This is a genomic window from Paenibacillus alvei DSM 29 (assembly GCF_000293805.1).
Lineage (GTDB): Bacteria > Bacillota > Bacilli > Paenibacillales > Paenibacillaceae > Paenibacillus_B > Paenibacillus_B alvei.
The window spans coordinates 1-6,368 of the sequence record NZ_AMBZ01000020.1; the positions used below are offsets into that span (position 1 = coordinate 1).

A 6,368-nucleotide genomic window follows, 5' to 3' on the forward strand; every position below is an offset into this window, starting at 1 on the left:
TGGAGAGCCTGGATATGGCTTATATCCTGAAGTTGCAGAATATTATGCTACCTGTATTAATGGGTACCCAAAGGCTATAGAGCAGATACAACAGATTCGGGAAATGGTGCGTACAGAGGCTCCAGAACTTCTGTCTAGGTTAGACTTGATTTTGAATGATATAAATGAATAACTATCAAAAATCATATTTCGGAGGTTGATTTGAATGGGACAAAAGAATGCAATTATTTATTGCCGTACAGCAACTACTGAACAAGACATCAATGTTCAACTGGAACTCTGCAAAAAGTATGCCGATGATCATGGATACAAGGTCGAGAATGTTTTTATGGATCACGGGGTCAGTGCTAATGCTAACCGTACAGAGTTAGAGAATGTAAGAAAATTCATGGATGAAAATCCAAATGAAACACTGATTGTTAGCTCGTACGATAGATTGCACCGGGACTCGATGCAAATGCATGAGTTCTGTCAGCTTGCTAAGAAAGCAAATTATAACGTAGTGGCTGCTAATACCAATGATAGGAGCTTTAATGAGCTAGAAATTATCTGTGGCATTGATAAAATAAGAAAAGAACAGGAAGCCTCGGAGTAATCCGGGGCTTTTTATCTTATAGTCGGTAAAGACTGCGCCTATAAATCTGACTGCATCGTTATTACTAGTGTTTCCTAGTGCTATTTAACTAAAATTTTCATCTCAAAAGCAGGATAATGGCGAATTATGGAGAATAAACTAAGTGAGTTTACATAATCGAGGAGGCTTTAAATATGTTCGCAATGGGGTTAGTTGGAGGTATTTTCGGTATTATTGCATCATTAATTGCTATGTTTATTGGAGGGGTAGACGCTGCGCTTTCAAGTACAGGTACATCCAGTGTTACTGGATTGGGGATATCCGCTCTTTTGTTTAGTATCCTAGGGATTGTTGGAGCTGCTCTATCAAAGAGCAAACCTAAAGTAGCAGGATGGTTAATGCTTGTGAGTGGTATCGCCGGATTTATCAGCATTTCAATGTTCTACATTCTGTCTGGTGTGCTTTTCATTGTAGCGGGATTCATGGGTATCTTCTCGAAGAAGAAAGAAGGACAAGTAGCAGGCGCATAAATATAATGTTCAAAATAACCACTGCGAGTACATCGAGTGGTTATTTTTTATTATTGAATATAGAACGCACATTCGTATATAATAAGAACAAATGTTCTATGGAGATGACTTTCGTGGGTAAACTGAACGGTAATGGAAGATATGAAAGCTCGCGGTTTGTTTTACCGGAGCATAGAGAAGCGTTGCTTATGTATCAACATGAACGCACTCGGCTGCAGCGCCCCGAACTCGACGAACAAGAATGGGAACAAATTGGGTCACGGCTGCAGCAGTCTATGGCCGAGCGGGAAAAAATCAATGTACGATTGTTTGATCCATTTGCACGAAAAGAAGTGAACGGCATTGTGGTCGATATAGATATTCATAGGCGACGTTTCAAATTAGATAAAGAAACGCAATGGATTAATTTCGAGGATGTATTGGAGGTTGTATTATGAGGGATTGGCGGGAAGAACTGCAGCGTGCACCGGAGACAATTAGGAAACCGATTGCTCCACTACAACCCCATTTATGCAGTTGCAAGGCCGCAATGAAGGGGAAATGGCTGAATGGAGTATATACCTGTATTAAATGTAACAAGCCAGTATATGCGTGATAAGGCCATCCTTTTATGTGGGTTTACCATTGGGTATACTGGATGACAAGGAAGGATGATAATATGAAGGTATTAGCTATTCCAATTGAAGGTGCAAAGGATACAGATGACCCTTATGTCGAATTAGATGTAGAGAAGGATGTCATATTGATAAAAGAGAACGAAAAAGGTGTAGCGATATTCTACACTTCTTTCGGCGAGTTTTACGGTTTAGCATTTTCTAATGAATGATGTCTGAGCTCTAGATTTTTTCTGGAGCTTTTTTTATTGTATAGGTAATACATCAAAAGGGAATACAGCATCTATTGGAGGTGCTGTATTAATGAAAATCACTGTATCAATTGATCCATCAGGAGAAGAAGGATTAATTATGATATCTGTAAAGAACGTTTTGTATCTTGAATTTGAAAAGAGTGTGAATAGAGTGTTAGTACATACTCAATATCATTACTATTTCTTGCCTGGGCCAACAAAGTTTTGGGTCACTGGATTAAATAATTGTGGATTTTTTTTACGTTTTGTCGACAGAACCAATGCCGTTAATTTACAAAATATCCTACGTATCGACAAAGCAAGTAGAATCATTACTTTTAAAGGAACGGAGAAAATATGCATAATATCAAGGCGTATGTTTAATCAGATAAATGATGAGTTTCTTGATATAAAATAAATGACAATTTATGTCGAAATGTGTATGCCAAAATAACCGTTCGTCAGACGAACGGTTGTGTACAAAGTGCGCCATGTGTTGTTTAATGTAGTTAATCAGCGCTGATGATTAAAATAATCATTTACAATTGTTGAAAAGGGGAGTGGATAGAACAGGGATATGACATTTGTAGAGATACAAAAGTATAGTACCACTATACTTACTATGAGGGGAGGAGCACATTAATCACTGCTCCAATGCCATTCATAAAGGTCTTCCATGTCACATTTCAAAAAATGAGCTACCGTCCTTGCCACGGACATGGACATTAGGGAGCGATCATTTGCATAATGTGAGATGATCTGAGGCGAATATCCAGTTTTTCTAGATAGCTCAGCTTGTGACATTCGGCGTTCCTTTAGACGGAGCTTCAGTAGGCATCTCCCCTCATGGAATGCCACAGATACGGACTCCTTCTATATAAAGATATTTTAAGTATCATTTTATCATGAACTGTATTCCATTGTTACAGAAAAAGCAGGCAATGGATAGTTCCACTTTATATTGAATGAGAACGCTTGTTCTTATATAATTAAACAATACAAAAGTAGAAACTTCTATTATATAGAGATGTCAAACCACCAAGAGGAGACGATGCAAATGAAAACAGTTGTATCGGATTTAGGAGAGGGAAACAACGGACTTGTAGAATCAATAATGCAGAAATGTGAGTACGAAGAGGATTTCGTTTACAAGAGGTTTGCGGTATTGTTGAACACGCTTCATATTAAATATAATGTTGATTTGAACATTGTGTCAGAGTTAGAGGATTTATATATAGAAAAAGGATACATATATTGCTCAACCTTTATTAAGCTTAAAACAGGTGAAACAGTTTGTTAACATGTCAACCAGATGTTAACCAACTCACTGCAATTTGGTGTATTTAGATGAACAAATAACACTAATTAAATGCCACCAGAACACACAATTGCACTAATAAAACAACAAAAACTAAATGGGCGGCATGATGTAACGAGGTCTAAAAACCTTGATATATCTGGGCAAATTGATAGCCGGATATCAATTTGCCCACAATGTGCCCACGGTCGAAGGATTTTTAAAAGCTTCTCATGAGTTCTGCGAACTTGTGGGAAGCTTCTTTTCGTTTGGGCTTAGTTACATGGAGATAGATATTTCTAGTAGTTGAGTCGTCACTATGACCTAGACGGTGCATTATTTGTTCCAGACTTACCCCTGCTTCTGCCAATAAAGATGTGTGGGTGTGACGGAGCGAATGAGGAGTTAGATTTGGATTCAAGCCAGATATTTTTAATAATCTTTCCATACGATTTTCTATCAACTTTACATAAGGTGGATAACCAGCATATTCTTCATTCTGTTGTGCAAAGACAAAGCCTTTATCGTGGTAAGTGCTTTTATATCGGCATTTTATCTCGTTTTGTTTGTAAATAAGTTTACTTAGCACATCCAAGACAAATTCATCTATGTCAATAATCCTTCGGGATGTCTTAGTTTTTGGCGTAAGTAAAATATATTGTTTTATGTTGTTATTAGGGTTGTAATATGTTTTGAAAATACTGATCGTTAGCTCCTTGAAATCAATATTTTGTTCTTGTAGGGCACATAATTCACCAGCTCTGATTCCGGTGTATGCTAGTGTCAAAAAGATCTCATAGTCTCTGTCCAAGCCATGTTCTTTAGCTGTATTAAGGAAATGGGCAAGTTCTTCTTTCTCGAGATATTTGGGAATGTCGTCGCCTTGTTCAATTTCTTCGATTGTAACCAGGCGTTTTGGGGGCGTAGCATACTCAGAAGGATCTTTTTTAATAACTTCTAATTCGACGGCTTTTTTGAAAATCATACGCCCAGTACGATGGATGCCGTCAATGGTATTTTCAGCTAATCCTTCTTCAAAAAAATCATCCAAAGCTTTCTGGTATTGTTGTTTGGTAATGTCCTTCATTTTGATTTTTCCTAAACGAGTTGAAAGCCTACCTATTTCATGACATCTTACACGGACGGTGCTTATTTTAACGCCAGTCTTCTTGTATAGCTCTAACCAGGTTTCAGCAAAATCATCAAATGTTACATCTTTTTCTTCTATGTAAGTTCCATCTTGCAATTCATACTGAATTCTCTTCGCTTCTGCTTCAGCCTCAGTTTTAGTACGAAAGCCGCGCGTTTCCTTTTGCTTCCTTTTTCCTGTCACAGGATCAATAATGTCATAACGGTAATGCCACTTAGCTCCGCATGTACAGCGCTTACGTTCAGGCGGGCACTTACAATTGCGTTGTCTGAATGAACCATCCATAAAAATATCTCCTTCTAATACTTAATTACATTCATTTTCAATTTTCCGATTACTTTTGCTTCAGTAGGTGGTGCAAAAATTGGAGGGTAATTTGGATTCTCGGATTGCAATACTAACTGATCTCCATTTCTATACACACGCTTTAAAACTGCCTCTTCTCCAATCAGCACAACAGCTATTTCACCGTTTTCTACTTCTGGTTGCTTACGGATCAAGAGTAAGTCACCTTCATAAATTCTCGCTCCAGACATGCTGTCACCTTGTGCTCTTAAATAGAAGTATTCTCCTCCATTTAACCATTCTGTTGGTGTTGGCTCGTAACCAGAAACATCTTCAAATGCAAGAATTCCATTGCCACAACTAATGCGCCCAACGATTGGTAGGCGGATCATGTCTGATGAGGTATTTCCGCCAAACTCCTCTGATTCGAAAAAACGTGTAAGAGGAACTTCAAAGATATCTGCAATTATTGATAACTTGTCCATCAGAGGTCTATTTTCGTTTCTTTCCCATGCGGATACCGCCGTGGGGGCTACTCCTAATTTTCTGGCTAGCTCACCTTGGGTCATTTTCCGTTCTTTTCGTAACTGCCTAATGATATCTCCTACACGCATTTCATTTCCTCCTTTTGACATGATTGTATCATATAGCTGTAATTATGTACAGCTTAAATGTAATTTATACCGATTAATCTTAAAAATAATTCAGAATTTCTGTATTTTTGGTTGAAACTACAGAAATTCTGTAGTATGTTATTAGCACAGGAGGTGATGCACATGAAATTCACCATTGAACAAGCTAGAGCAATCAGCGGAATGACACAAGTAGAGATGGCTGCAAAGCTGGGAATGTCAGAGAAGACATATATTCAATATGAAAAATATCGAAAGGTTTTTCGTATGGATACAGCTGCTCGATTTGTGGAATTGGTAAAACTGGGAATGAATGACGTCATTTTTTTCAGCAAGAAGTACAGAAAATCTGTAGTTAGTTGCGAAACATAATGAAAATGGAGGTGTCACAGATGAGTTTGCCTGATGTACTTACCGTTAAACAAGTTGCTGAAATTATGGAGTGGCATCCTAATACCGTATACAAGCGGTGTACGAGTGGGGAGTTACGAAGCTTCAAAAGTAGGAACAGTCGGCGCATTCGAAAAGAGGCATTCTTGGAGTGGATCGAATCACTTGAAAGGAATGGAGAGAAATCGTGGGAAGGAGATAAACCAGCATGAACATTCGTGTAGAGAACTGGAACGGTTGTGATATCCGGTTTATCGAAAAGGAACCTAATGACTGGTGGGCAGTGGCTGCCGATGTGACAAAAGCTTTAGGGCTTAAGCAAGTAACAAGAGCTCTTAGCGGACTTAAGGACGGGGTTACTACAAGTAAGGTAGGGGTAAAGACTGGCGAGAAGCGTGACGGTTCGCCTGCGATGCAAGAAATTGACATGAATATCATCAACGAAAAGTCGATTTACAAGCTCGTGTTCAAAAGCAAGAAGAAGGAAGCTGAAGCTTTTCAGGATTGGGTATTCGACATCATTAAAGCGCTCCGCCAATCCACTGGTTTGGAAGGGTTCCAAATCTTCCGCATGTTGGACAAGGATCACCAGCGAGAAGCAATGCGTAATCTAAGTGGTTCTTTGCGGCAACCGGTTAGACGAGACTTTATCAAAGCCAACAC

12 protein-coding genes are annotated in these 6,368 nt (G+C 38.7%); 9 read left to right on the forward strand and 3 right to left on the reverse strand.

What is annotated here, in order from left to right; genetic code table 11:
- The first annotated feature begins 205 nt into the window (after positions 1-205).
- The 5 genes from PAV_RS30225 to PAV_RS30240 all read left to right on the forward strand — a co-directional run bounded on the left by PAV_RS30225 (position 206) and on the right by PAV_RS30240 (position 2,369).
- On the forward strand, positions 206-595 hold the full coding sequence (locus tag PAV_RS30225; protein WP_005552274.1) for a recombinase family protein: 390 nt from the start codon (positions 206-208) through the stop codon (positions 593-595).
- Between the two features lie 173 nt (positions 596-768).
- A complete protein-coding gene (locus PAV_RS30230) occupies positions 769-1,104 on the forward strand; it encodes a DUF4064 domain-containing protein (protein ID WP_005552275.1) in 336 nt (111 codons plus the stop codon).
- A gap of 113 nt (positions 1,105-1,217) precedes the next feature.
- On the forward strand, positions 1,218-1,541 hold the full coding sequence (locus tag PAV_RS30235; RefSeq protein ID WP_040737386.1) for a YolD-like family protein: 324 nt from the start codon (positions 1,218-1,220) through the stop codon (positions 1,539-1,541).
- Positions 1,542-1,762: 221 nt separating this feature from the next.
- Complete coding sequence (locus PAV_RS35065) at positions 1,763-1,930, forward strand: hypothetical protein (RefSeq protein WP_157267411.1); 168 nt, start codon at positions 1,763-1,765, stop codon at positions 1,928-1,930.
- Between the two features lie 91 nt (positions 1,931-2,021).
- Positions 2,022-2,369, forward strand: coding sequence for a LytTR family transcriptional regulator DNA-binding domain-containing protein (locus tag PAV_RS30240; protein ID WP_005552279.1), 348 nt, complete (start codon positions 2,022-2,024; stop codon positions 2,367-2,369).
- Between the two features lie 221 nt (positions 2,370-2,590).
- Here PAV_RS30240 and PAV_RS34040 read toward each other — a convergent pair whose 3' ends face one another.
- On the reverse strand, positions 2,591-2,809 hold the full coding sequence (locus PAV_RS34040) for a helix-turn-helix transcriptional regulator (RefSeq protein ID WP_005552280.1): 219 nt from the start codon (positions 2,807-2,809) through the stop codon (positions 2,591-2,593).
- Between the two features lie 199 nt (positions 2,810-3,008).
- Here PAV_RS34040 and PAV_RS30245 point away from each other — a divergent pair, with 199 nt between their 5' ends.
- Entirely contained in the window at positions 3,009-3,251 is a 243-nt protein-coding gene (locus tag PAV_RS30245; RefSeq protein WP_005552281.1) for a hypothetical protein, read from the forward strand.
- 217 nt (positions 3,252-3,468) lie between these two features.
- Here the strand turns inward: PAV_RS30245 and PAV_RS30250 are convergent, their stop codons facing one another.
- Together PAV_RS30250 and PAV_RS30255 are read right to left on the reverse strand one after the other, a co-directional pair.
- The gene (locus PAV_RS30250; RefSeq protein WP_005552282.1) at positions 3,469-4,683 is read right to left on the reverse strand and encodes a site-specific integrase; all 1,215 of its coding nucleotides are present in this window, start codon (positions 4,681-4,683) and stop codon (positions 3,469-3,471) included.
- A gap of 14 nt (positions 4,684-4,697) precedes the next feature.
- Positions 4,698-5,297, reverse strand: a complete 600-nt coding sequence (locus PAV_RS30255; protein WP_005552283.1) for a LexA family protein — start codon at positions 5,295-5,297, stop codon at positions 4,698-4,700.
- Positions 5,298-5,459: 162 nt separating this feature from the next.
- On the opposite strand from PAV_RS30255, the gene PAV_RS30260 reads away from it, so the two are divergent.
- The 3 genes from PAV_RS30260 to PAV_RS30270 form a co-directional block, all read left to right on the forward strand.
- The gene (locus PAV_RS30260; RefSeq protein WP_005552286.1) at positions 5,460-5,687 is read left to right on the forward strand and encodes a helix-turn-helix transcriptional regulator; all 228 of its coding nucleotides are present in this window, start codon (positions 5,460-5,462) and stop codon (positions 5,685-5,687) included.
- Between the two features lie 20 nt (positions 5,688-5,707).
- Entirely contained in the window at positions 5,708-5,917 is a 210-nt protein-coding gene (locus PAV_RS30265; protein ID WP_005552287.1) for a helix-turn-helix domain-containing protein, read from the forward strand.
- The coding region (locus PAV_RS30270; protein WP_040737388.1) for a BRO-N domain-containing protein at positions 5,914-6,368 on the forward strand (455 nt) is incomplete at its 3' end. The genes PAV_RS30265 and PAV_RS30270, both read left to right, overlap by 4 nt.